This window comes from Nostoc sp. (assembly GCF_036918245.1).
Taxonomy (GTDB): Bacteria; Cyanobacteriota; Cyanobacteriia; order Cyanobacteriales; family Nostocaceae; genus Nostoc.
In genome coordinates this window covers 115,919-140,462 of sequence record NZ_JBALEF010000017.1, presented here as the reverse complement: position 1 = coordinate 140,462, position 24,544 = coordinate 115,919, and the positions used below count along the sequence as shown (strand labels likewise).

General features: G+C 41.7%; 21 protein-coding genes, 1 tRNA gene and 1 pseudogene. 15 read left to right on the top strand and 8 right to left on the bottom strand.

Annotation, left to right across the window (positions count from 1 at the left end; translation table 11 throughout):
* Positions 1–319 precede the first annotated feature (319 nt).
* A tRNA-Ser gene (locus V7L12_RS03605) sits at positions 320–404 on the bottom strand.
* Positions 405–510: 106 nt separating this feature from the next.
* On the opposite strand from V7L12_RS03605, the gene V7L12_RS03600 reads away from it, so the two are divergent.
* The 6 genes from V7L12_RS03600 to V7L12_RS03575 all read left to right on the top strand — a co-directional run bounded on the left by V7L12_RS03600 (position 511) and on the right by V7L12_RS03575 (position 4,875).
* Complete coding sequence (locus V7L12_RS03600) at positions 511–879, top strand: 2Fe-2S iron-sulfur cluster-binding protein (RefSeq protein WP_335082193.1); 369 nt, start codon at positions 511–513, stop codon at positions 877–879.
* 25 nt (positions 880–904) lie between these two features.
* The gene (locus V7L12_RS03595) at positions 905–1,450 is read left to right on the top strand and encodes a thermonuclease family protein (protein ID WP_442947865.1); all 546 of its coding nucleotides are present in this window, start codon (positions 905–907) and stop codon (positions 1,448–1,450) included.
* A 171-nt stretch (positions 1,451–1,621) separates the two neighbouring features.
* Positions 1,622–2,434 (top strand): inositol monophosphatase family protein, encoded by an 813-nt coding sequence (locus tag V7L12_RS03590; protein ID WP_335082189.1) that lies wholly within the window; start codon positions 1,622–1,624, stop codon positions 2,432–2,434.
* Positions 2,435–2,508: 74 nt separating this feature from the next.
* On the top strand, positions 2,509–3,465 hold the full coding sequence (locus tag V7L12_RS03585; RefSeq protein ID WP_335082187.1) for a J domain-containing protein: 957 nt from the start codon (positions 2,509–2,511) through the stop codon (positions 3,463–3,465).
* Entirely contained in the window at positions 3,465–4,679 is a 1,215-nt protein-coding gene (locus tag V7L12_RS03580) for an ATP phosphoribosyltransferase regulatory subunit (protein WP_335082185.1), read from the top strand. The genes V7L12_RS03585 and V7L12_RS03580 overlap by 1 nt, the downstream gene beginning before the upstream one ends.
* Positions 4,680–4,704: 25 nt before the next feature.
* Positions 4,705–4,875 (top strand): putative toxin-antitoxin system toxin component, PIN family, encoded by a 171-nt coding sequence (locus tag V7L12_RS03575; RefSeq protein ID WP_335082183.1) that lies wholly within the window; start codon positions 4,705–4,707, stop codon positions 4,873–4,875.
* Positions 4,876–4,931: 56 nt separating this feature from the next.
* Here V7L12_RS03575 and V7L12_RS03570 read toward each other — a convergent pair whose 3' ends face one another.
* From V7L12_RS03570 to V7L12_RS03555, 4 genes are all read right to left on the bottom strand, one after another.
* On the bottom strand, positions 4,932–5,345 hold the full coding sequence (locus tag V7L12_RS03570) for a type II toxin-antitoxin system VapC family toxin (RefSeq protein ID WP_335082309.1): 414 nt from the start codon (positions 5,343–5,345) through the stop codon (positions 4,932–4,934).
* Positions 5,346–5,347: 2 nt separating this feature from the next.
* Positions 5,348–5,596, bottom strand: coding sequence for a hypothetical protein (locus V7L12_RS03565; RefSeq protein WP_335082181.1), 249 nt, complete (start codon positions 5,594–5,596; stop codon positions 5,348–5,350).
* A 218-nt stretch (positions 5,597–5,814) separates the two neighbouring features.
* A complete protein-coding gene (locus V7L12_RS03560; RefSeq protein ID WP_335082179.1) occupies positions 5,815–6,303 on the bottom strand; it encodes a hypothetical protein in 489 nt (162 codons plus the stop codon).
* A 30-nt stretch (positions 6,304–6,333) separates the two neighbouring features.
* Positions 6,334–6,654: a toll/interleukin-1 receptor domain-containing protein gene (locus tag V7L12_RS03555; RefSeq protein ID WP_335082177.1), complete on the bottom strand. Its 321-nt coding sequence runs from the start codon at positions 6,652–6,654 to the stop codon at positions 6,334–6,336.
* A gap of 284 nt (positions 6,655–6,938) precedes the next feature.
* Between V7L12_RS03555 and V7L12_RS03550 the strand changes: the two genes are divergently transcribed.
* From V7L12_RS03550 to V7L12_RS03540, 3 genes and pseudogenes are all read left to right on the top strand, one after another.
* Positions 6,939–7,163 carry an indolepyruvate ferredoxin oxidoreductase subunit alpha gene (locus V7L12_RS03550; RefSeq protein WP_094353237.1) on the top strand — a complete coding sequence of 75 codons (225 nt, stop codon included), beginning with the start codon at positions 6,939–6,941 and terminating at the stop codon, positions 7,161–7,163.
* 77 nt (positions 7,164–7,240) lie between these two features.
* Entirely contained in the window at positions 7,241–7,969 is a 729-nt protein-coding gene (locus V7L12_RS03545) for an ABC transporter ATP-binding protein (protein WP_335082175.1), read from the top strand.
* Between the two features lie 342 nt (positions 7,970–8,311).
* Positions 8,312–8,536: pseudogene (locus V7L12_RS03540) on the top strand (IS4 family transposase); the annotation flags it as partial.
* A gap of 87 nt (positions 8,537–8,623) precedes the next feature.
* Here V7L12_RS03540 and V7L12_RS03535 read toward each other — a convergent pair.
* On the bottom strand, positions 8,624–10,156 hold the full coding sequence (locus tag V7L12_RS03535; protein ID WP_335082307.1) for a SagB/ThcOx family dehydrogenase: 1,533 nt from the start codon (positions 10,154–10,156) through the stop codon (positions 8,624–8,626).
* 238 nt (positions 10,157–10,394) lie between these two features.
* Between V7L12_RS03535 and V7L12_RS03530 the strand changes: the two genes are divergently transcribed.
* From V7L12_RS03530 to V7L12_RS03520, 3 genes are all read left to right on the top strand, one after another.
* Positions 10,395–11,243, top strand: coding sequence for an alpha/beta fold hydrolase (locus V7L12_RS03530; protein WP_335082305.1), 849 nt, complete (start codon positions 10,395–10,397; stop codon positions 11,241–11,243).
* 234 nt (positions 11,244–11,477) lie between these two features.
* Positions 11,478–13,199: a serine/threonine-protein kinase gene (locus V7L12_RS03525; protein ID WP_335082173.1), complete on the top strand. Its 1,722-nt coding sequence runs from the start codon at positions 11,478–11,480 to the stop codon at positions 13,197–13,199.
* A 331-nt stretch (positions 13,200–13,530) separates the two neighbouring features.
* Entirely contained in the window at positions 13,531–13,845 is a 315-nt protein-coding gene (locus V7L12_RS03520) for a YkvA family protein (RefSeq protein ID WP_335082171.1), read from the top strand.
* A gap of 110 nt (positions 13,846–13,955) precedes the next feature.
* On the opposite strand, the gene V7L12_RS03515 is transcribed toward V7L12_RS03520, so the two are convergent.
* Both V7L12_RS03515 and V7L12_RS03510 read right to left on the bottom strand, forming a co-directional pair.
* Positions 13,956–14,333: a GxxExxY protein gene (locus tag V7L12_RS03515; protein WP_334815440.1), complete on the bottom strand. Its 378-nt coding sequence runs from the start codon at positions 14,331–14,333 to the stop codon at positions 13,956–13,958.
* A 41-nt stretch (positions 14,334–14,374) separates the two neighbouring features.
* On the bottom strand, positions 14,375–17,581 hold the full coding sequence (locus V7L12_RS03510) for a glycoside hydrolase family 15 protein (RefSeq protein WP_335082169.1): 3,207 nt from the start codon (positions 17,579–17,581) through the stop codon (positions 14,375–14,377).
* Between the two features lie 629 nt (positions 17,582–18,210).
* Here V7L12_RS03510 and V7L12_RS03505 point away from each other — a divergent pair.
* The 3 genes from V7L12_RS03505 (at position 18,211) to mgtE (ending at position 24,477) form a co-directional block, all read left to right on the top strand.
* Positions 18,211–20,373, top strand: coding sequence for a helicase-related protein (locus V7L12_RS03505; protein ID WP_335082303.1), 2,163 nt, complete (start codon positions 18,211–18,213; stop codon positions 20,371–20,373).
* A gap of 1,193 nt (positions 20,374–21,566) precedes the next feature.
* A complete protein-coding gene (locus V7L12_RS03500) occupies positions 21,567–22,688 on the top strand; it encodes a glycosyltransferase (RefSeq protein WP_335082167.1) in 1,122 nt (373 codons plus the stop codon).
* 436 nt (positions 22,689–23,124) lie between these two features.
* On the top strand, positions 23,125–24,477 hold the full coding sequence (gene mgtE, locus V7L12_RS03495) for a magnesium transporter (RefSeq protein WP_334815452.1): 1,353 nt from the start codon (positions 23,125–23,127) through the stop codon (positions 24,475–24,477).
* Positions 24,478–24,544: the final 67 nt, after the last annotated feature.

Below are 24,544 nucleotides of genomic sequence, written 5' to 3'. Positions count from 1 at the left end.
TTAGGCAATGTTTAGTAACTACTCTTCACAATCATCAAGGTTTTGAACGACGTTTTTTAGCGTTTCTATGATGGCCACTCTCAAAGAAACAGACCACTGGGAACGATGACGTGCTCGCCCGCTTGGCTTCCCTAAAGATGGGAGGTGAGAGTATGTGATTCTTTAGTGCTTCTGTAAATAGGGGACTGTGTTTAATTGCATCCCTGATTCTGTTCTTTGAAGGCGGTTATTTAGTCTAAATTTCAGTTCTGCTTCTTACTGAACCTGACTATTTGTAGACCTATGGTTCAAACTATATATTTAGACTTAGGTTTGAGAACGGAGAGGGAGGGATTCGAACCCTCGTTAAGTTTCCCTAAACAGACTTTCCAGGTCTGCGCCTTAAACCGCTCGGCCACCTCTCCAGGTGCCACAAGTTCCGATCATACTATACAATCCCAGAAAATGCAAAGATAAAGAGAGATATTCTAGATTGAATTTGATAGTCCTAATCCTAAAACGCAAATCCAGATGTCCCGTACATACACAATTAAAGTTCGCGATCGCGCCACTGGCAAAACATACACCCTACAAGTGCCAGAAGACCGCTACATCCTACAGACTGGCGAAAAACAAGGGGTGGAACTACCGTTTTCCTGCCGCAACGGGGCTTGCACCGCTTGTGCAGTGAGAGTGTTATCAGGAGAAATTTACCAACCAGAGGCGATCGGCTTGTCGCCAGATTTACGTCGGCAAGGTTATGCCTTGTTGTGTGTGAGTTACCCCCGTTCTGACTTGGAAGTGGAGACGCAAGACGAAGATGAAGTCTACGAACTCCAGTTTGGACGCTATTTTGCTAGGGGGAGAATTAAAGCCGGTCTACCCTTAGATGAGGAATAAACAATTCAAAATCACCAAATTTCTGATGCCTATGCGTCTTGGTGAGTGGGTGCAAAAAATAGCTATTTTGGCTTGCTTATTATTCTTGGTGAGTTGCCAAGGTAAAAACCAGCTGCCAAACAATGAAGCCCAGGTAAAAGTAGCACGGGTAGTTAGTGGGCAAAGCTTGGAAGTGTTAGGTATGGCTGAACAACCAAATTTGATTTCTCAAGTGCGGTTAGTGGGTATTGATGCACCAGATTTGCGACAGCGCCCTTGGGGGGAAGCAGCAAAAGAACAGTTAGAGAATCTAATTGGTGGTGTAGAACAATCGGTAACGCTGGAGTTTGATTTAGAAGCAAAAGACAAAATTGGGCGAACTCTAGCTTATGTGTGGAAAAATAAGGTGTTATTGAATGAAGAATTAGTCAAACAAGGGAATGCAATATTTGTGGGGCGATCGCCTAACCATAAGTATGACCAGCGTTTAGAACGTGCCCAACAATGGGCTAGACTCATGGGGCAAGGAATCTGGAACCCAGAAAAACCTATGCGCCTCACTCCTGCCGAGTTTCGCCGCCAAAATCTTTAATTAGTGCTGAGTGCTGTACATAAATAGCGGGGCGTTGAGCCAGTGCTGAGTGCTAAGGGGGAGAGTGGGAGAGTGAGGAAGTGAAGGAGAAGAATTAATAACCAATGCCCAATGCCCCATGCGCAATACCCAATGCCCAATGCCCAATGCCCAATAAATGACAAATGACAAATGACAAATCTACAAATTTTTCTAGATATTGCGACAGAAGCGGCCTTGGCTGCTGGTGCGATTTTGCAAGGTTACTTGGGTAAGTTAGAAGACGCAATTATTGAAAAAGGACGCCCTGGTGATTTAGTCACTGCTGCTGATAAAGCCTCAGAAGAGTTGATTTTAGAAATTTTGCGTCGTCACTTTCCTCAGCACTCGATCCTCGCTGAAGAATCAGGGAAATTAGGTAATCAAGAAAATGAATACCTCTGGGCAATAGATCCTTTAGATGGCACAACCAACTACGCTCATCAATACCCATTTTTTGCCGTTTCCATCGGGCTGTTAATTAATGGCGTTCCCCAAGTTGGTGTAATTTATGACCCATTTCACAATGAGCTATTCCGTGCTGCTGCTGGCTTAGGAGCAACGCGTAACCGTCAGCCCATCAAGGTTTCGGCAACATCTGAACTGAATAAAAGCCTACTAGTAACAGGATTTGCCTACGATCGCCGTGAAACCTCTGATAACAACTACGCAGAATTTAGTCACCTTACCCATCTTACCCAAGGAGTCAGACGTAGCGGTTCGGCATCGCTAGATTTGGCTTATGTTGCCTGTGGACGTGTCGATGGTTACTGGGAACGGGGACTTTCTCCTTGGGATATTGCCGCTGGGATAATTTTGATCAAAGAAGCCGGGGGCAAAGTCACCGCCTACAATGGCACTACTGTCAAAATTGAGTCAGGTAGAATTCTTGCCACAAATAGTTATATTCACGACTCCCTCAGTAGCGAACTTTTACAGGTTCCCCCACTGTCAGCCTGGGTGTAGCAGATGGGGGCTTTCCCCCCGACTTTGGGTAAACTAAAAGCAATCTAACTGCTCCCTTGGTGCAAAAACTCTATATGTCTTTCAAAATAGATCGTGGACTATTTAAATATGATTTCATAGATCATCACGCAGTGTTGTGCGTTCCAGTTGATGCCGATGTTAAAGAGATTCGCAAACGCTATCTCCAAGTCGCCCGCCGTTTGCACCCAGACAGTAGTATTACTGAAACTGCTGCTCAAAAACATCTCGGTAACGAATTGTTATCAAAGTTGGTTAACCCGGCTTACGAAAAACTCTCTGGCGATCGCACTCGCACTGAATATATTCTAATTTTGTCGCAAATTGGCAAGCGTCTGGTACAAGAGTCTAGTTCGGTAACTCTAAACACTGGCTTGGCTAGACAGTTAGTTGAGGCAGCTAATATCGATCATTTCTATAAAACTGCGATCGCGAAACTAGCCCAAACCCAATATGATTCTTTAGAACAAGCGCTGCAAGTCATTGCCCAAGCTAGTGAGTTGAATTTAGTGTATTTAATGCGGAGCGCGGGTAAAGCATCCGCAGCGCCGCCGCCTGCTCAACCCAAAGCCCAATCAGGTACGCCTCAGCCAAATACACCAAAAAATCCACCACCAGCACCAGCACCAGCACCACCAAAAGAAGACTTGATTGTAGAACAGTATATTCGTCGCGCTCAATCTTTGATTGACAAAAATCAATTTGCTCCAGCCAAAGTAGAGTTGCAGGATGCTCTGAAGCTAGAACCAAAAAATAGTCGCTGTCATAGCTTAATTGCAATGGTGTATTTGAGGCAAAATCAGCTAAAAATGGCCAAAATACACTTTGACAACGCTTTAAAATTAGACCCCAGTGACGAAACGGCTCTGCAATGGAAACCTAAAATAGATAAGGCTTTAGGACAACAACCTAGCGATCAGAAGGTGACTTCATCCCCCAATAATGGAGATAAGCAACCAGATAAATCTGGTAGTGGTTTGTTCGGTGGTTTGTTTGGTGGGAAGAAAAAATAATGGTGTATCAACCAGCAGCGGGAGCCAGGGATTTATTGCCCTTGGATGTGGAGAAAAAACGCTGGATTGAAGATCGGTTACAGCAGGTGTTTCATCGCTGGGGATATCACAAGATTATCACCTCGACTTTAGAGCGGATGGATACCTTAATGGCGGGGGAAGCAATCCAGCGTCAAATGGTGATTCAACTACAACAAAATGGCGAAGATGATGAATTAGGGCTACGTCCAGAATTAACAGCATCTATTGCTCGTACTGTTGTGACTCGGATGGCTGGTGTCACTTATCCACAACGGTTGTATTACAACGCCAATGTGTTTCGCCGCACTTGGGAAAGTAGGCATAATCGCCAGCAAGAGTTTTATCAAGCTGGGGTGGAGTTGTTAGGTACTGGCGGATTGCTGGCCAATGCCGAAGTACTGCTGTTAGTAGCAGATTGTTTAGCAGCATTGGGTTTGCAGGAATGGCATTTAATTTTAGGTGAGGCGGGAATTACCCGATCGCTCCTGAGTGCCTTTCCTGCTAATTTACAAGATCAAGTTCGCAGTGCGATCGCTCATCTTGACCGCATCACCATAGATAATTTACCCCTGAGTGAAAAACTGCGCGATCGCGCCCAAATCATCCTGGATTTACGCGGGACAAGTGCAGATGTATTACAAAAAGTCAGTAGTTTGGATCTAGATGAAGAACAGCGAGAGGCAGTGAATAACCTCAAATCCCTAGTAGAATTACTAGAATCAGAGAAAAAAATTCCGTTAATCCTCGACCTCAGCCTGATCCAAACCATAGATTACTACACTGGTATTGTATTTGAGGTTGTCAACGATACTGAATCCCAAGCCAGAGTTTTAGGGCGCGGTGGTCGCTATGACCAGCTTTTGGGGCTATATCATCCTCAAGGTGAAAATATTCCCGGAGTTGGTTTTGGACTAAATATCGAAGATTTATACCAAGTTCTGTTATCTACTCAGCAATTACCACACGAAACTCCAGCAAGTGACTGGTTGGTAGCACCAGAGACGCCTAGTGCTAACGCCATCGCCTTTGTCTACGCGCAAAAACTCAGAGATTCTATTGATTTGGTGCGAGTAGAAATTGACTTGGGGGGAAGAGATGCAGAGGCGATTCGCCAATATGCACGCGATCGCGGCATTGCCCAAATTGCCTGGATCAAAGCTGATGGTTCACCAACCATTGAATCATTGCGTTAAGTGAGTTGGGGATTGAACATGGGGTATGGGGCATTGCTTTATCTCCCCTAATCTCCCCCCACTCTCCACTCCCCAGCTACGCGACCTAGATGATACTGTAATTTTAAAAACTGCTGTAGCAGCTAATGCCGAAGTTATTGTAGCTGGCGATTTAGATTTATTGGTGCTGACAGAATTTAACGCAATTTCTATTTGACACCGCAAGATTTTCTCTATCAGTATTTTCTTGAGATCCTCTAATTTTAAAAAAGTTCATATAAACCAGTTCTCGACTTGTAGTTCGATAAAATCACCGTAGTCTGAGAGATTATTAGTAACAATAATCAAATCGTTAACTTTAGAAATTGCAGTAATTTGACCATCTGCAAATGATGGTGTTTTGCCAATAGTTACTAGACGCGCTCTTTCTATAGCGTGCCATTTAGAGGCGTTAGTATCGTATGGCAGTAAGGGTATATTAGGCTGAACTACTTCTTGGAGATATTTTTCTATAGTTTGACGTTTTTTCGACTCTGGAAGACGGTAGCACCCAAAAAGAAGTTCATGATAGACAACAGTTGCTGTTGCTATTTCATTTTCATGTCGCCTCAGCATTTCGATAACATTGGGATTGAGAATTGGGCGCAATGGCTCGGAAAGAATATTGGTGTCTAATAAAAAGCGCAAGTTTACCAAGTTACCTCACGTCCTGGTGAAGAATCTCGTACATCTGCAAACACTTCTGGATGAATACCTGCGGCTTCTAATTCTTGTTTTTGGCGAAATTTTTCTAGGGATTTCCAGAATTGCGATTCACTGCTGACGCTTGTTGTCGAGTCTTCGTATAAAATCTCAATGACTATTTCTTGCCTGTCAGGAATGTTTATTTCCTCAAATATTTCTATAGTGTTTTTGCGCTTTATGCCTTTAATTTTCATAATTTTTATTCTAGTTCGTAACTGCTGGTAAAACAAGTTATTAGTATGATTGAAGGCTAAAACAAAGCCGAAGAAATCCTTTCTAGGACAAATGAAACTACCTTGGGATGAACAGCTTTGAGTAAATCGCGCAACCACGTGTAGTCTACATCCTTCTCAGAGGACAGGTCATTGGAAGGAGATTGCTGTTGTTGCAGTCTGTTTGCTTCCTGTTGTTGCTAGAGTATTTCTGCTTCTTGCTTTTGTACTTCAGCTTCATTATCTATTAGAGCTACATCCTCATCTTTAAGCTTCAGATATTGCTGCAATTTCTTCAAATCTGCTTTAGATTTTTCCCCTAACGGATATCCTTGTTCATCTACTAATTTGGTAAAAATTTGCTTGTATTTGTCCAGATTTTCTTTATATTTACCATAAGGTTCTAATGCTTTATCTCGCACTGTACGAGCTTCTTCATCAGTTAATCCGAGTCTTTCCTGTAAGTCCTTCAATATTTCGGATTCCACAAAAGAAATCTCGCCATCAGCCGCAAATTCCTCAACCAACTGGTGATACTCAGCTATAGCAGCTTCCTTTCTTGCCAGTATCAGTTTTTGCTGACGTTCTCCCTTGAGTTGTTGAGCAGCAGCCCTAATTCCCTGAGCTACATTTGTAAATGCCTCATCTCGATTAGTCCAAGAGGTAACAGGTTCGGCGTTCTTGGGCAAAAATTGCAGTTTAGCAAACGGTGTATCACTTCAATCAACCCTTCGCAGAATAACTGGGATGACACGAGCTTTTCCTGTATTGTGACGTTCTATTGCTGTCGTAACTTCAACATCCCAGCAATAACTGGAAGCAATAAAGTCTGAACTGACGAGTAACAAAATAATATCGGCTGTGTTTAAATTCTCATTAATCTGGTGATCCCACTCCTCTCCTGGTAGTATTTTGCGATCGTGCCAGTTTGATATCACACCCTGCCGTGTCAAAGTACTTAGGTGATTAGCTAGTTCATCCCGTAAAGCTTCGTCTTTGTGAGAGTAGGAGAAGAAAAGCTGTAGCGATACCTCTGGCATTTTGCGTTTCAGGAGTAGGATAAATTACAGTTGTAACAAATTATAGTATTTTTGCCTGAATTTCCATAGAACCTAACGGCAATAGCCAAGAGGGCTTACTTACGCCAAAAACCTTGATTTTGTTACTACTAAGGGTAAATTTGAAAATTCCAAGTTCTGAGCTAGTAATGAATAGAAATTGCAGTCTTATGCAGACTCACCTTGACACCAGTATGTTCAATCCCCAGTCCCCACTCCCCTGCTAGGCTAGAAATAGCCGATACAGAAGAGAGGGAATCGAGAACATGCCACATACAATTGTTACAGAAGTCTGTGAAGGCGTTGCTGACTGCGTAGATGCCTGCCCAGTAGCTTGTATTCATGATGGTCCAGGCAAAAATACCAAGGGAACTGATTGGTACTGGATTGACTTTGCCACTTGCATCGACTGTGGCATCTGTCTCCAAGTTTGCCCTGTAGAAGGGGCGATTCTTGCAGAAGAACGACCAGAGTTGCAAAAAACTCCGTAATAGTCCATAGTCAACAGTCAATAGTCAATAGTTATGTTTGACTTGACTGTTGACCAATGACCAATGACCAATGACCAATGACAAATGATTATTTATTAGAAGTTCAAAATGTTCACGCTGGATATATCAAAGATGTAGATATCCTGCAAGGTGTGAATTTTCAGGTTGCACCAGGGGAATTGGTGACAGTGATTGGCCCCAACGGTGCAGGTAAATCTACTTTGGCAAAAGCAATTTTTGGGCTTTTACTCCCCCACACAGGCACAATTACCTTCAAAGGTGAAAATATCGTGGGGCTAAAGTCCAATCAAATTGTCCAACGAGGAATGTGCTACGTACCGCAAATCACCAATGTTTTCCCTTCTCTGAGTGTTGAAGAGAATTTGGAGATGGGTGCTTTTGTGCTTAACGTTCCCCTGAAACCAATTAAAGATAAAATATTTACTATGTTTCCCAGATTAAGCGATCGCCGTCGTCAACGTGCTGGTACTCTCTCTGGAGGAGAACGCCAGATGCTAGCGATGGGCAAAGCTTTGATGTTGGAACCTGGTTTGCTGATTTTAGATGAACCATCTGCTGCCTTGTCGCCGATTTTGGTGACACAAGTATTTGAGCAGATTAAACAAATTAATCAGGCAGGTACTGCGATCGTATTAGTAGAACAAAATGCCCGTAAAGCTTTAGAGATGGCTAATCGTGGATATGTATTAGAGTCGGGACGTGATGCGATCTCCGGCCCTGGTGAAGAATTGTTGAATGACCCGAAAGTGGGTGAGCTATATCTGGGAGCAGGTAAGAGACATTAACCCTTTTTAATCACTCTTGCCCCATTCAACATAACACCAGCTTAATATCGGAGCTTCACCAGTCTATAGCGATGACTAGGTTGGGCTGCGCCGACGCTATCTATAACTAATACAAAAGCCATAACACTACCTGCCACTGCCGCGACCGTCGTTTTCGATGCTCAAAGAATTCTCCCTAATAATCCGTTTCTAATCACATCTACAGCTAGTCGAGATGCAAAACAGGACATTCATTCAGGAAAAACTGACAAAAACGTAAATTACCCGGATTTACCAAAATCCCCATTCGCAATTCGCAATTCTGAATTAGGTCATGGATGGGTATTTAGACCCCAACCATAAATTAAATGTATGGGTATCCAAAAATATGTCGGTCGAATTAAAGAATCTGGACGGACTATTCGCCGTCATAGCAGTTTTTATATTGGATTATATGGATCTAATTGGGTCAATTTTATGGAAGAAACAAGCGAGTTAGTTGTCGAATTATTGACATTAAGTCCTAACAAGCGCAAGTACTACCAACAAGGGGAAAGGGCGATGAGGCTTATTTTATCTCCGTTCTAGCCCTTTTTGTAGCCCCGTAAGCTTGCACAGAGACGTAAAGGACACAGAAAGAAACTCTCTGGATTCTTTGCGCCTCTGGGATTATTTTTATCTTGGGTGTCCCAATGTAGTGATATATAAAACAGCTTCATCAGCAGGAATACCCAAAACTTCATTTACTTGATCGTCAAAGAATCCACCGATACCACTGACGCCTACATTCAGGTGCATTGCAGCTAAATTCACGCGTTGTCCCAAATGACCGGCATCCATGTGCAAGTAACGGTAAACGCGATCGCCATATTGTGCGATCGCAGCTTTCAAATCGGCTGTGTGAAATAACACCGCTGCGGCATCCCGCCCTAATTCTTGTCCTAAACAGAGAAAATGTAACTCTCGCCGAAAGTTTTTAAACCGAATTTGGCGTAATTCTTGGGCTTTGGGCGCGTAATAGTAACAACCCGCTTCCAGTCCTTTGACTCCGCAAACAGCAATGAATGTTTCGATTAAATTTAGATCGAAGTAGTCTGGAGAAATATCTAAGCTTTGGTCGATGTAATTTTGCGGTTGGTAAGTGAAATCGAGTAAACTTTTCAATTCATCGAAGCTTAAATCATCACCATTGTAAGCGCGGGTAGAGCGTCGCTTATACATAGTGCTTTCCAGTTTTGATAGTTTTTGTCCCCAGTTTATAGGTACGGTAGTGGTGGGAATTTTTAAACAGAAAGGAAAATTGTATTTATCCTCCAAAGATTTTTCTTGTTTAATAGTTGGTAGATTAAGATTACCAGTTACACCTGATTGGATCTGGGTGTGTCGATGGAAATATGTTAGGAGTTCGCCATCGGGGATTTGAGGATAACTGGTTTCAGTAGCCGAAGGTAAAGCAGTACATCCTAATGGTAAATTTTGATTAACATCTAACAAGTCTGCCAGAGGTAAGACAGCGATCGCACCTTCTTGTTGCGGATCGACATAAAGCAGATCGTTGACCGATTCATCTACAAAGCCGCCGATTAAATGGGGGCGATAATCAGTAACCGCACCAGCTAACTCGATATTGCCCAACAGATGTCCCGTATCCAGAAAAATCCGACGATAAGCCCGATCTTCATAGCGCCACGCAGAACGGTAGAAAACCGCAGTCACAATAATTGCTAATTGGGTATTTTCTAAAGAAGGATGCCAGAAACAAGCTGCTTGGAGAGTTTGCCAAACATCACTTTCCCAATAATGCATGAGAGAATGAGTTCGACACTGGTAGTTATATAGACCAGGCGGCAATAACGACGTACCACGGGAAACCACATACACCTCGGCAGGGTATAGTCCGCCTGCACTGGGAGCAGCGCGTAAATACACTGCACTACCCATAGAAGGCATTTTCGCCGTCAATCCATAACTGCGAAACAATAGCCGTGAAAGTCTTTGCCACCATTGAGCATCTGGGTTATTAGCATAAGCCTCTGCTTTTTCTTGGATATAGGGTTTGAGATCAAAAGTAGAGCCAATTTTGTACTCTTTGAAGGGCACTGGCTGTTTAGTCCAGTCTAACTGCTGACTTTTGGAAGCGAGAGTCTCAGGGTTGTATTTAGTCCGTTCGTGATAATGCTGCGCAATCGATTGGTGTAATTCTGGCATACTACTTTTAATATCCTTGGGGCATTCTTTTCTTGATCTTGGCATTCATTAGCCTCATTATTTCGTGTCAATTGGTACAATCCTCAGAGTCATAAAGTGGTAAACGGTAACAATTGAATTGGGGATTGGGCATTGGGCATTGGGCATTAGGTATGGTTATTCTCCTTGTCCCCCTGCTCCCCATCTTCTTTCGCAGTACCATATAAACGCAAAACTATCTAAGCCTGGATGTGCAATGATGCCTGTACGTCAAACTTTATCAAAGCCTGATATCCAACTTTCTTATTTAGAATGGAATCAAGGTCAAGAACCTTTACTGCTGTTACATGGCTTAGGCGATCATGCTCTGGTGTGGTCTAGTTTAGGAGATTACTTGGCGGCAGATTACCACATAGTTGCGCCAGATATGCGCGGACATGGCCAAAGTAGTAAACCAGAGATAGATTATAGCTTTGAAAGTGCGATCGCAGACCTTGAAGCACTCATGGATAGTCTTGGATGGACTTTTGCCCATATTGTAAGTCACTCGTGGACAGGCAAATTAGCCGCCATCTGGGCAAGACAAAACCCAAAGCGTTTACGGAGTATAATTCTCGTCGATCCGATTTTTATCTGGAAAATGCCCAGTCTTCTCAGGGTAACTTTCCCAATGTTATATCGCTTCTTGCCTTTTCTTAAAAGCATGGGGCCCTTTGCCAGTCAGGAAGAAGCCGAACAACAAGCACGGCAATTAAAGCAATATCAAGGATGGACTTCCTTACAAGAGCAAGTTTTCCGAACAGGAATAGAACAAAAACCTGATGGGAGTTGGGGCAGCAAATTTACCATAGCCGCCCGCGACGGAATTTTTGAGGCAGTCATGCAAGTGCCTGGTTTTACAATTCCCCTTGATACCCCAGCCCTATTCGTCCAGCCAAAACAAGGACTGAACCGCCAAAATTGGCAAATTCAACCCTATAAAACCTATCTTCAAAACTTACGTATCTGTCAAGTTGCCGGTAATCACTGGGCGTTTTTGACACAACCAGAGGCATTTAACCAAACTGTGGCAGCTTTCTTGGCAGAACACAGATCAAAAATCTCATGATTATTGGACGGGATTAGTCATACAGCAACAGAAGAATTAATAGGAGCGATGTCTAGGGGGATTGGGCATTGGGCATGGGGGATTGGGCATTGGGCATAAGAGGCAGAGGTGCAAAGGTGCAGAGGGGCAGAGGGGAAAAACTTACTGCAACTTCTCCTCTGCTCCCCTGCTCCCCTACTCCCCTGCTTTTCCACTCCCTCATCTCCCCCACTCCCTACTCCCTACTCTCCTGTCATGAGCCTTTGTATCAACCCTGTTTGCCCTAAACCAAATCACCCGAATAATCATCAAAACCGCTTTTGTCAAAGTTGTGGTTCCCATCTAGAATTACTAGGGCGTTATCGGGTGACGTGCCTGATGAGTGACAAAACAGGTTTTAGTAAAGTTTATGAGGCATACGAGCAAGATACCCCCAAAATTCTCAAGATACTCAAAGAGGATTTATCAGGCGACGCCAAAGCAGTAGAACTATTTCAGCAAGAAGTAACCGTGTTGGGACAATTCAAGCATCCCGGAATTCCCAAAGAAGATAGTTACTTCCAGTATCAAACCCGAAATGGTTTAGTGTTGCATTGCATTGCAATGGAAAAAATCGATGGCTACAACTTAGAACAGTGGCTACAGCAGCAAAATAGCCCCATATCCCAAGAACAAGCCATAGACTGGTTAAGACAGTTGATAGAAATTTTAGATGTAGTACATAGCAAACAGTACCTACATCGAGATATTAAGCCATTTAACATCATGATTAGATCCCCCTTTGAGAAGGATTGGGGGAATCTAGTACTGATTGATTATGGCACCGCCAGTGAAATTAATAAAACCTACCAAGACCAATTAAGCAACGGCGACAAGATGACAGCACTTATGTCATCTGGCTACAGCGCCCCAGAACAAATGAATGGTCAAGCAGTACCGCAGTCAGATTTGTTTGCTTTGGGACGCACTTTTGTATTTTTGCTGACAGGATATCATCCTTTGGAGATGTATGATGTCCAGCAAAATTTGTTGCACTGGCAAAATCATGCTACCCAGATTTCACCCTTACTATTGAATTTAATTGATTGGCTAACAGCGTCAGATATAGAAAAACGTCCTGCCAGTACTCAAGAAATTTTGCATTCCCTAGAAGAAATCGAAACTCAATTAACAGACACTACTCCGACAAATAGTAATATATTAGAATTTTCTAACCTGGAACATTTACCTGTAGATATTAATCACAATTCATTACCTCCAAATAAGCAGCCGGAAAAAGTGCCGCTATTGGCATTTTTTGCAGTTCTATTAGTAGTATTAGGATTACTTAGTATCGTGGCTTTAGCAACGCGAAAATCAGATTTTTCTGAAACATCTTATTACAGACAATATCCAGAAAAAAAAGGTAACATCGATTACTTTTCTGATCAAGAAGGTAGGGATAGCCAGGGAAGGATAGCTGAGTTTAATATAGCGGTTTTATCACTAAAATATAAATGGCTTTTAGGTAGCAACTTTCAAATTAAATCCAATGATGAAATTATTAGTGTTGACCTTTTGAAGTTGAACTTAGAACAAGAAGGTATAGAGAAGATAATGGAAGCTCCCAATGAGATTATCTCTGTCGGCACAGCTTCTTGTAAAGGTGATAGATCAGTTCAAGAACGTCTAGCTTTAGAACGTTCTAAACAAATACAACTTTTGGTTAAAAAATTATTTATTAATACACCAAGTGTCAAAAGTTATCACTTATTGAATTTGGGTCAATTCCAACGGAGTGATTGTCAGGCAAATCAGGATTTAACTACATATCAGACAAGTGTAATAATTATTGGTGTTAAAAGAGAATCATCAGGTGTCATTCTTGACGAGGCGCTACGGAATAGGTTAGAAAAGAAGCCTTTTGCTGATTTTAAATTAGAAGATTATTCTTTGGGATCTGCACAGAAGTTCAAGACTATACCGAGTAATTTATAAAATCTCTAGCAAAGTAAAATCAGTATATAGGCATATCTCTTATGGCTAGAGCAGCAGATATCAGCAGCAAGCGATTAATCAGCCTTGCACCCGAAAATTGGGTAAAAAAGGAGAAAGGCTTAGAATGTTACTTGCCAACGCTAGTAGGAAAGGGGTTGTTCTTATTCGGTCTATATTGGACTCATATCTGTTTAGGATGAACCCGCTACCTACTTATTTATCTTTGTTGACAAATTACTAGTAGCGTCTTCCAGACTAACTAGGACGGTTATTCGCACCGTGAGTTTTTAGAATAGTTTGTCAAAATAAAAGATAACTGGAGGTTCAAAATATGAAATTTTCAATCCAATCACTTTACACCTGGTATCGCAATGTACTTCGTAACCCCAAATACCGTTGGTGGGTAATTTTAGGAACGTTGGTTTATTTGGTTAGCCCATTTGATGTTCTCCCAGATTTTATACCCGTTGTGGGACAGATTGATGATGTTTTCCTCTTGACTCTGCTAGTTAGTGAGGTATCTGGGCTAGTAATTGAAGGCTGGAAAACTCGTAAGGGTGAGGTGGGTACTGAAGTACCTAATACTCCAGAGGGTTCTACCTCCACTGGAAGCACTGTTGATGTTGATGCTGTTTCTGTTAAGTAGTTTTAATAAAACCCCTGCTTTTGGAATCTGAGGTGGGGGATATTTTTTTTCAACGCAAAGGAACGCGGAGGGAAGCGCAGAGGTTCGCAGAGGGCGAGTTAGAGTGAGAGTTAGAGGTTGTTGGCTACGCGTTTAATGCCTTCTTTGAGGTGGAGGACGTTAAAGTTGAGGAGAAGACCTAATTTGCAGTTTGCTAGTTTGAGATAGGTTAGGAGTTGAACGGAATGAATTGGGTGGAAGGATTCTACAGATTTAATCTCTACAATTACTTGGTTTTCGACAATCAAATCTAATCGATAAACACATTCCAATTGCACATCTTGATAAACCAAAGGCAATGGAATTTGCTTACCAACATTCAATCCAGCTTTCTTCAACTCATAATCCAAGCACTCCTCATAAGCCGATTCCAACAAACCAGGTCCCAAAGCACTATGCACCCTCATAGCACAACCAATAATCACCCCACTCAACTCATTCTCTCTCATCCTCTGCGCTCCTCTGCGTTTCCCTCTGCGCCCCTCTGCGTTTAAAAATCTTTCACAAATTCCGTCAAGAACCTGAATGCCTTCAAAATATAACTAGCACAATCTCTAGGAGAAGTATTGTAAAACGATCGCCACGCACTCGCTTTATCCTCATCATAGCGATCGCTGCGTTGACTATGATTCTCTAACCATGCCAATCGCACTGCATGGCCAATTAACACATCCAACACGATATATTCTTCAATTTGCAACTTTGGATTATTGGCAGCGATCGCTCCTAATTCGATTAATGCTTCAATATTAACTTGGCGATATTCTGGAGCTTCGATTTTATTTAGCAAATGCTCAACTAACAGAGCAAAATTTCTTTCCCCTGCTGTCATTTCCGACAGCATTATCTCACTATCTAAACGATTGCGGCGCTCTAATTTATCGCCAATCACTAGACCTTTGCAATGTTGCATTAATAGCCAAACTTGCTTAAAAAATTCTTTTGGTACGCGCCCCGTCGCACCCTCGGCTTGGCGAAACCGCCGCCAACCACCCGGCGGAACTTCTATCCCTTCGGCGATTCCTGGTAGCACCACCCAAGCTATATCACTTTCTTTTTGTTTGACATGGAGTGATTCTTGCTGGCGTAACAGGTTACTCATGCCAGTATATCCAGTTAATACCTGACGCAAGCGCACTTTAACTTCAAAGGGTGAAAGTTGCATTAAGCGATCATAAGCTTCATCTTGAGTGAGGTGCAATTCCCGCGCTAGTTCGCTGGCGATCAATAAGATGAGATAGCCGACTCTCAGCGTTAATAGTCCTTGGAATAGTTTGGGTTCTGAGCGAATTAAAATTCCAATATAGATTAAAATCTCTTGAGTAAGGACGCGATCGCGTATATCCTCACGACAAAAATGATTAATTTTATCGGCAATTTCATCGTGAGACATGGGTACGGTAATCAAGGACGCTTCACTGTAAGCTTTACCCACAGCAATTTGCTTACCTCGCACCAAAATACTCGTGACTGCATCTGATAGGCTGATATCAACCATTTGCCGTAACCCCGCAGCCCGACGCACTACTGCCCAAATGCCTAAATCTCCGGCTTTGGTGTAAACTTCGTCCAGTAAATCGCCTACAGTAACAGGATATCCTGGGCCGCCATATCCCGTATCAAATTTCATTCCCTGCAAGCGAGTTAAAGTTTGCAATAACTCAATTTGTTCGTAGATATTCTCTGATGAACGCAAATAAGAAAGTAATAATCCCAAGTTAGTTTCGTACTCCATTTGAAATTCTTGGGTATGTCCTAAGCGCCAGTTTTTATCAGGATGATATGCTAAATAATAGCAACGTGGGCTAGCATTTCTGACTGGCGATCGCGAGAATTCTGCATTTGGCAAAAAATCAATTCTTTGGATTCCTGCTGTTAGCATTAGCTGATTTAGCCGCCCTAATTTCACCCGCACACCGTTACAAACACCATCTTTCAGTTCTTGCATCAGTTCTAGTAATGCTTTTGAACCTGCTTCTAACATGGTGTGCGTTAACATTAAAGTCAGAGTAGGACGTCCTAAATCGCTCCAATATTTTTGAATGTAAGCTAGTTCGCCTCTAATTTGATCCAGCAAAAAATGGTAATCAAGGGTTAAATAAAACTGTTGAGAGTCAGAAAATGAAGGCAAAAATACAATTGTTTCACCGCTAATCCGAAAGATTCTAGATGTTGTCAAACTCCGCAGCCGCCGTACTGGCCGCCCAGTTAAACCAAGTTTATTGTTACGTCCGATTTGGGTATAAATAGCAGAAAACTCTCCAGCTTTTCTCACTTGAATCGGCTCTACTTGGACGGGTGTTTGTGCTTCAATTCCATGAACTTCTAGTTTCGTTTGTAAATCTTCATCTTCTGCTAACAAGGCAATTTGTACCAATGCTTCGCGCTGTTTGCCCACACACAAATGTCTTCCCAAAGGGTCAATATCACCAACCGCTATTAAACCTTCACTCAACATTTCACTGAGAAAATATAAACTCTGCGCCCATACTAAGGGAATATTTTCATTGGGCAAACGTGGTTGCGTTTGGGGTGATAACTTTTCTGCTTCGATGTTTTCTGCCAGAACATAATAAAGTTCTGGCAATAAACGCAAACCATCTTGTTCTATGAGTAATGATTCTAAAAGCTCTTGGTATTTTTTAACTTGTTCTTGTTCGCCACGAAATAATCCATCTAGAACTAAATAAGTGAAAAATAACGGCCATTCGCATTCAATATGCTCAAATTGCTTGAGTTCCCACGGTTCATAGTGCAAGCGCTGATGATCTTCTAAAACGGTTTGGTGTCCATCGCGCAGAAAACGTTTGCAGCCGTATTTACCAGCAAGTTTATTGATAATATCGTTTAAAGTGCGATCGCGTAACTCCAAATCTTCTACCGCAAAGGCAGGATAACTAATAATACTTAACAGCGCCGCATCAATTTCTTTAGAACCAGATTCTCTCGGTAATAGTGATTCTAAAGTAATCCGGGCACGGGCGATTTCATCTGGTAGCACATGAATTACCGATGCTTGACTACCACGCACACCAAACAAATCCAGTCCATTGATAGCTTCTAAAGCAGCTTTTGCCATGCCTACAGAACTGGCATTTAACTCAGCACTACCACGATTAATTTTATTACCACGTTCCCAAATGCCGTAATCTGGTGTGCGGTAAGCTCGTCCAATATAGTAAACTAAATTTTGGACGAAATTCACTTCATCAATCGTATAAATTATTTGTAATCCTGCTGCTGTCATTTGCGCCAATATCAACAAAAATATAGATGTGGCATCAAGTTGCAAATGTCCCCATTCATTATCACCAACAACAATGTCGCCAGTCGCGGTATTATATTTGGCGTGCAGTCCATCTAGTAGCGACTGAGTATGTTTAAATGTCTCTACTTTATGAGCCTGTCGCATCATTGCAAAGAGTAACCCGCGCATTAGTTTAATGACACTGTGTTCTAGTTCATAGGTGCGTCCTTTGTCGTCGTCAATCTTGCGGTATGCAAGTCCTAAACCCCAAACTGCCAAAATGCTGTAAACATTGTCTCGCACCCAGGCATCTGTATAATCGCCGTGGGCTGTAATCGCTGTACTCGCAGGTAGTAAACCAGTAATTGGATTCTGTCGAGTCAGGATGATCGTTTTAATTTGCTGGTAGTAATAGTCTAGGCTAGCTCGCAATTTGGTAGATGTTTTCATGGTTTGGTTCAGAACTACTTGCAGAATTCAACCCTGTGACTGTGAAGTGAATTATCTAAACCAAGCCAGAATAAGCTCTGTAATGGTTGATGGGAGAACAGGTAAGGGTGGTGTGAGCTTATTATTATCTCGTGTTAATACGCCTCTGGGTACTGAATTTTTGCGATCGCAAACGAAAATATGATATTTGTTCAAATCTTCATGAATATGAGTAAAGTTTTATACTTTTACTTTCAGCTTTTTAAGGCATAACGAATTCTTTTTGTTGATAATTTAACTTACATAGACGACTAGTAGTTTCAGTCAAATTACGTATGCATTGGTAACTATTATAGCTTTATAATACTTTTTAAGTTGGAAATAAAATATTTGATTGAGTGGCGAACCAAACAGCAAGCCCTCATCAATGATTGCCTGTGTTATAAAACATCATTTCCAATTAAATTTTTAAGTGTCTACTTACATTATAAAAATTATCACCAATCATGGTGATTTAACAAGCGCTTGGCGACTTCGATTACTATACCTATCTTTCCTTAGAAGGTCAGCCCTTCCGCATGAACGCCGCCGAGTTAACTGGACAAACTGACCGAGATGAACGGACTAAGCGCCAACGCTAGTTTCAAGACATTTTTATCAATGATGAAATTGCCCGTGTCCAAGGTATTGATCTTTTAAGCGTCACAACTACAATGGAGGCTGGGGTTGATATCGGTGCGCTGTTAGCAGTGATGATGGCAAATATGCCACCCCGTCGCTTCAACTATCAACAGCGAGTCGGTCGCGCGGGTAGACGTTCTGCTGGAGTTGCCTTAGCTGTTACCTTCTGTCGCGGTAGAAGCCACGATGATTTTTACTTCCAACGCCCGGAAAGTATTACAGGCGATCCGCCACCGCCGCCCTATGTTGATATGACAAGCGTTCCCATTTTTGAACGGGTTCTGATCAAGGAAGTTTTACGCCAAGCCTTTAGCGATTTAGGTATGAGTGCTGTTAATGGAGGTGACAATGTACACGGCGAATTTGGTAGTGTAATTGATTGGAAGAATTACAAACCAGATATCCAAGATTGGTTACACGACCCCAAGAATGAGCCAGCCATAATCACTATATTAGATAGCTTGCGAGTGCAGACAGCCTTACCCAACGCCAGCAATGCCCAGATGTTGAATTTCCTGCGCGATGATTTAATCTCAGAAATTCAAACAGTTGTGGAAGACGATACTTATACCCAAGATAAATTGAGTGAACGTCTAGCAAATGCTGGGTTATTGCCGATGTTTGGCTTTCCGACGCGGGTGCGATCGCTTTATACCCGTTTTCCAGCACGCGCCAACCAATGGCCGCCAACAGAGGGAGTAGTCGATCGCAATCTAGATATTGCCCTCAGCCAATTTGCCCCTCGTTCCCAAACTGTGAAAGATAAAGCTGTGCATACAGCCTGTGGTGTAGTCGAGTTATATGCCCAAGGTAAGAATATAGAATCTAAACCAGGACTTGTACCAGCCCTCACCCAAGAGAATAAATCTTTAGGACTTTGTGCTAACTGTCAAGCGGTTATCTACCCATACAAATTGTTAAAAAAACCACATCCAGGAGGTCAGGAACCGCCAAAAGATACCTGTCCAGTCTGCGGGGTGGATGCTTTGCGTTGTCTAGATACTAGAGAACCCAAGGGATTTTTTACTAACTTGCAACCAGAAGACTTTGATGGACAATTTGAGTGGCAACCAAACGCAACCAGACCATCTTTAAGTGTGAATGCTGATGTAGGCAATATCCAGCGTATCCTTAATGCTTCCGTGTCTGCATTTAATGACCACATAATTTCTGTGAATGACAACGGTGGCAATGGTGGATTTGACTTTCAAAATGCCTTAATTTATGGTAAGCCCAAACCCGGAGCTTATGCCGTTTCTTCAGATAAGAATAACTCAGTAACTACTTATGGTTCTGCCTATCGAGTGGCATTGTTATCTCGCCGGAAGACAGATATTTTGTTGGTAAATATTGAGGAATGGCCTACTGGTGTTTTTGCCGATCCAACTACAGTTATCGGACGTGCAGCTTGGTATTCCTTTGCATTTTGGTTGCGGGTAGCAGCTGCCACCCAATTAGATGTAGATGCAATGGAGTTGCAGGCTGGGTTCCGATCGCTAGAGCAAAATGGAACTGTGATCGGGCAGGCTTTTTTATGCGATCATCTGGAAAATGGGGCAGGATACTGTCGGTTTCTGGAAAAGCCAAAAGAATTTAAAAAATTGATGGATTTGGCGAATCCCAATATTCTTAATAGCATTGCCAGCAAATGGATAAATCAGCCACATGGAAACGCTTGTGATACATCATGCAACTTATGTTTGCGAGATTACCAGAACCTTGCTTATCACGGCTTATTAGACTGGCGACTGGCTTTGGATATGGCGCAATTAGTGTTATCAGCTTCATCTACAATCGATCTCAATTCCCCCAACGGCAGTATTCCAAATCCTTGGAGTGAACTATATCAAGGGATGAATGCACCAATTACCGCTACCCTTCAACGCCTTGGTTACGGCTTACCTACTCAGTTCGGAACTCTCACTGGCTACGTACACCAAAATCATAAACGTCAGACAATCCTGATTTTACGCCATCCTCTATGGCAAGATAACCATCCTGAGTGGATCGCATCGGAAGCGATGCCTACGGCGGGCTACGCCTACGCCAAAGCTCAAACACATTACCACGACTATGAGGTGAAATCTGCTAACCCATTTCTGATTCTTCGTCGTCCAGGTGACTACGCATGAAGTTGCTTGATACCAAATACTACTTGTATAGATGTAGTAATACTCCAGGCTAGCTAGTAATTTGGTAGATGTTTTCATAATTTCGCTAAGAACTACTTGCAGAATTCAACCCCTTAAAGGAGTGGGTTTCTTGCACTTGGGCTATGGGGAATGGGACATTGAGATGGGATTCCGTACCGTAGGGTATACGGAAACGTTAATCCCCTCTAGAAATATCGATCTCTGCGTGGGTGGAAAAATCCCTCCAAGTAAGTTGAGTCTTTGAAAGAGGAACTCTCAAGAGTGCTCTTGGGAATCCACTATTGATTCGGTGTACTAAATCATCTTGTGTCCGGTTAAAGACTTATCATTAGGATCGCAGAGGTGAGGTATTTTTGGGCTTTCTACATAGATTCGGGAATTATAACTAATTAGCTGGACATAATATCCGTAGCGTAATGATGTCAAAAAATCAAGAGTGCCTAACTCCCAAGGATGAGCTTATGCTAGTCTAAACTAAATCACTACTCCGAGGTTATGCTTACGCTGGTATAAACTAAATCATTTTTTTTAGAAAAATATTTATTAAATAAATATAATTTTAATGTAGATATGTTTTAAAATTGATGTGTTTGTGTTAAACATTCAGCAAATAATTGCAGTAAACAAAGGGAGGCTATCCTCAACCCAATCAAGTTTGATAAAAATAGGGCTTATGCACTGTACAAATAAATCATCTTGTGCATTCACATAAATATCTTGGTTCAGCCTTTTACAAACCATATTTTGTCAGTTGTCTAGGCTAGCAAAAATCTAGCTAGAAGCCTTGAAAAGCATAATTGCTATTTTGGCTTCTCTGTCAATGGGTAAGTCATAAAAAATTAATCGGTTTGTTTACATAATAAATATCCTAGTTTGCTTTATTACACCCTAAGATATTTACTAAATAATAGTTTCAGTAAAAATTATTATTTCACTTACTAACATAAGTAATTAAAGAATTAAAGCCTTGATTTAGACTAGTATTGGCTTGAAACAACTAAAAATTGGTATTGTTATTGCTGTTCTGAATAAATCAGGTAGTAACCATTTTATACAACATAGCAGCAGATAGAACCAAGGGCGTAAATGTATCACGAACTTAAAAGTTTTTTACCCAATATATCGTTCATTTTTTGGAAAGATAAATATTAATCTTAAATAGGAGTAACACAATGAAAACAGTTGGGATGTATCGTCGAGCTTATCCGAGAGTATCAGAAACTTTTATTGGAGAGCAAGCCCATAATTTACAAACATACAAACCGTTATTTTTGACTTGTAAACTATTAGAAGAAATCCCTTTTGACAATATTGCTATTAGTAATAATGACCAATGGAAAATTAAGCAATTATTTCATATAATTACTGCTTCACCAAATATGTTTGGAAAAGAGGCTGAACTAAAAAGTCTAAAATTAATTCACGGACATTTTGGCCCAGATGGTATTTACGCAATGCGATTGGCAGAAAAGTTAAATATTCCTTTCATCGTTACATTTTACGGTTTTGATATTACAGTTTCACGTTTATCTATGTGGCTGTCAGGTAATCCGGCATTTTATCAATTTCTTTTGCATGAAGAAGAATTAAAACAAAAAGCATCTAAATTTATTGCTTTTTCTAGTTTCTTGTATAAAAAAATGATTGAATATGGTTATCCTGAAGACAAAATTATTAAACTAAATAGTGGTATAGATTTAGAAAAGTTTGCGCCGGCGAGTGAATCCAAAGGTGAAAGATATATTTTATGTGTAGGCAGACATACTGAAAAAAAAGGAATTGATACCCTATTAAAAGCCTTTGCCAGGATTGCCAGTAAGCATCCAGATGTGTCACTTATCCAAATTGGAAATGGCATAATGACTGAAAAATTTAAAGCTCTAGCAGATGAGCTTGGTATTAGTAATAGAGTCAATTTTATGGGGGCAAAACCTTATGAAGTGATTCAAAAAACCATGAGAAATGCAGAAATATTTTCTCTACCCAGTCAAACAGCAAAGAACGGTGATAGCGAAGGTTTACCGCTTTCAATATTGGAAGCCGCCGCTTCTGGTTTACCAATAGCTTCTACCTGGCATAGCGCTATCCCTGATGCTATTTTAGATGGAGAAACTGGTTTTTTAGTTGATGAAAAAGACGATCAAGCTCTCGCAGAAAAATTAGATATTCTCTTGTCTGACCGGGCTTTAGCTAAAAGTATGGGTAAAAAAGGACGAGAGTTTATTTGCGAAAATTTTGATATTCGCAAGCAAACTGCCAAGCTAGAAGCTATTTATGATTTAGTAATCAGTTAACGACACTCAAATAAGAATATCTCAATTTAGATTACTGAACCTCAAGCATTTGTTAAGACGCAGAAGTTTTCTAATCCCTGCTTTGGAGACAACTCTCCTTTTTTTAGCCATCCGTATGGTTATTTATTCGCGATCGCCAGTTATCACAGATTATATCAGTGGAAAAACTTACTATGATCGCAGAATAATTCCCCAAAAAATCCGGGTAGTAAGCTAAAAAATGTACATAAAGCTACTAAAAACTTAAAAACTTCTCAGTATCTAGCGGAGAGTGCTATTCCGGGTTAGGATGATGACTAGCAATGCTTTGATTTAGCTATCGATATTGAATTGTTGAAATTTTATGGACCATAGTCCACAAGATGGCAGTATCAACCTCCTCTGAGCTGTGGTGAGGAAGTCTCCCAGCGCGGGGGAGACTTAGGAGATATATATCATGCTCACAGAAGATATTCGTGATTTGTTGAGTGATACTACCGATTTAAACCAGTTGAAATGGGATTTAAATCGCTTGCAACCTGTGGATGTGGGAGAATACATTACACAATTACCTGAACAACAACGGGCGATCGCATTCCGTTTACTCAACAAAGGTCAGGCAATTGACGTATTTGAATATCTGCCGACAGAGGTACAGGAAGAACTAATTAATTCTCTGCATGATGTCCAGGTGGTGCACCTTGTAGAAGAGATGAGTCCTGACGAACGGGCAGAATTGTTTGATGAACTACCTGCTGGAGTAATAAAACGGCTATTACAAGAACTGAGTCCAGAACAAAGGCAAGCAACAGCAACGATTCTCGGCTATCCAGAAGGTACTGCTGGGCGGGTAATGACAACCGAATATGTTCGGTTGCGGCAAGGATTGACTGTAGGCGAAGCCTTGAGCAAAATCCGCCGTCAGGACGAAGACAAAGAGTCGATTTACTATGCATACGTCACAGATGACAACCGGACGCTGGTAAGAGTAGTTTCACTGCGCCAGTTGCTGTTTACCTTTCCCGATGTTTTCATCAAAGATATTGCTAGCGATCGCGTCATTAAGGTGAGAACTGAAACTCCTCAAGAAGAAGTGGCGCGAATTATGCAGCGTTACGACTTAATCGCGATCCCCGTTGTCGATCGAGAAGACCGATTGGTTGGCATTGTCACCATTGATGATGTCATGGATATTTTGGAAGAGGAAGCCACAGAAGATATTCAAAAACTGGCGGGTGTGAGTGGTGATGAAGCTGCTTTATCCTCTCCCTTACTCACGATCCGTAACCGCTTGCCTTGGCTGTTGGGTATCATGGCAATGTATATTGGTGCAGCCAGTGCGATCGCGCCATTTCAATCTATAATTGCCGCAGTGCCAGTTCTAGCAGTAATCATGCCGATTTTTTCTAACACTGGTGGTACTGTCGGTATTCAATCATTAACGGTGACAATCCGCGGCTTGGGAGTGGGAGAGGTAACACCCAAAGATACCTTAAAAATTCTTCGCAAGGAACTTTTAGCTGGTTTAGGTACAGCCTTAGCTTTAGCCACGACCATGATCCTGCTTTCCTTAATTTGGGCGCGACCCCAAGAGCGATGGGTGGCTTTAATTGCCGGAATGGTAATGGCAACTAATACAATTGTGGCTGTTACACTCGGTACTTTACTGCCAATGGGTTTGACACGGCTGAAGCTTGACCCTGCTTTGGTTAGTGGTCCGTTAGTGACTACAATGCTAGATACAATTGGGTTTTTAACGTTCCTCAGCCTAATTTCTCTAGCTTTAAACGTTTTCCATTTACCAACTTAATGTCTGTAATACCTTATCCAATTGACAAGCGCTATATAAATCCTTGATGCTAGAAAGAACAAGTAGG

Bases quoted from the DNA above. Each gene is read 5' to 3' on its own strand.
- V7L12_RS03600 (WP_335082193.1), top strand. From the start codon at position 511: ATGTCCCGTACATACACAATTAAAGTTCGCGATCGCGCCACTGGCAAA.
- V7L12_RS03595 (WP_442947865.1), top strand. From the start codon at position 905: ATGCCTATGCGTCTTGGTGAGTGGGTGCAAAAAATAGCTATTTTGGCT.
- V7L12_RS03590 (WP_335082189.1), top strand. From the start codon at position 1,622: ATGACAAATCTACAAATTTTTCTAGATATTGCGACAGAAGCGGCCTTG.
- V7L12_RS03585 (WP_335082187.1), top strand. From the start codon at position 2,509: ATGTCTTTCAAAATAGATCGTGGACTATTTAAATATGATTTCATAGAT.
- V7L12_RS03580 (WP_335082185.1), top strand. From the start codon at position 3,465: ATGGTGTATCAACCAGCAGCGGGAGCCAGGGATTTATTGCCCTTGGAT.
- V7L12_RS03575 (WP_335082183.1), top strand. From the start codon at position 4,705: ATGGGGCATTGCTTTATCTCCCCTAATCTCCCCCCACTCTCCACTCCC.
- V7L12_RS03565 (WP_335082181.1), bottom strand. From the start codon at position 5,596: ATGAAAATTAAAGGCATAAAGCGCAAAAACACTATAGAAATATTTGAG.
- V7L12_RS03555 (WP_335082177.1), bottom strand. From the start codon at position 6,654: ATGCCAGAGGTATCGCTACAGCTTTTCTTCTCCTACTCTCACAAAGAC.
- V7L12_RS03550 (WP_094353237.1), top strand. From the start codon at position 6,939: ATGCCACATACAATTGTTACAGAAGTCTGTGAAGGCGTTGCTGACTGC.
- V7L12_RS03545 (WP_335082175.1), top strand. From the start codon at position 7,241: ATGACAAATGATTATTTATTAGAAGTTCAAAATGTTCACGCTGGATAT.
- V7L12_RS03535 (WP_335082307.1), bottom strand. From the start codon at position 10,156: ATGCCAGAATTACACCAATCGATTGCGCAGCATTATCACGAACGGACT.
- V7L12_RS03530 (WP_335082305.1), top strand. From the start codon at position 10,395: ATGCCTGTACGTCAAACTTTATCAAAGCCTGATATCCAACTTTCTTAT.
- V7L12_RS03525 (WP_335082173.1), top strand. From the start codon at position 11,478: ATGAGCCTTTGTATCAACCCTGTTTGCCCTAAACCAAATCACCCGAAT.
- V7L12_RS03520 (WP_335082171.1), top strand. From the start codon at position 13,531: ATGAAATTTTCAATCCAATCACTTTACACCTGGTATCGCAATGTACTT.
- V7L12_RS03515 (WP_334815440.1), bottom strand. From the start codon at position 14,333: ATGAGAGAGAATGAGTTGAGTGGGGTGATTATTGGTTGTGCTATGAGG.
- V7L12_RS03510 (WP_335082169.1), bottom strand. From the start codon at position 17,581: ATGAAAACATCTACCAAATTGCGAGCTAGCCTAGACTATTACTACCAG.
- V7L12_RS03500 (WP_335082167.1), top strand. From the start codon at position 21,567: ATGAAAACAGTTGGGATGTATCGTCGAGCTTATCCGAGAGTATCAGAA.
- mgtE (WP_334815452.1), top strand. From the start codon at position 23,125: ATGCTCACAGAAGATATTCGTGATTTGTTGAGTGATACTACCGATTTA.